Origin of the sequence: Aequorivita sinensis (genome assembly GCF_006346335.1) — a bacterium.
GTDB lineage: Bacteria > Bacteroidota > Bacteroidia > Flavobacteriales > Flavobacteriaceae > Aequorivita > Aequorivita sinensis.
This window is the reverse complement of record NZ_VDMC01000092.1, coordinates 1-225: the sequence shown is the minus strand read 5'-3', so window position 1 is coordinate 225 and position 225 is coordinate 1. Positions and strand designations below refer to the sequence as shown.

1 protein-coding gene is annotated in these 225 nt (G+C 41.3%); it reads left to right on the top strand.

Annotated features, from left to right (window positions below):
• Window positions 1-225: hypothetical protein (locus FHP04_RS14595; RefSeq protein ID WP_218937272.1), on the top strand; the 225-nt coding region annotated here is incomplete at both ends.

Sequence of the window (225 nt, the reverse complement as noted above, 5' to 3'; positions counted from 1 at the left end):
ATCAGTAACGATTAATGATGTACCAAATGCACCAGCTACACCAACTGCTGATGTAGTTCAACCAACGTGTGCAGTACCAACAGGTAAAATTTCAATTACAGCTCCACTAGGTGCAGGATTTGAATACAGTATAAATGGCACGGATTATCAGGCATCAGTAGATTTTGATGGCTTAACCTCCGGTACTTATAGTGTAACGGCTCGAAATACTTCAGATCCTACGTG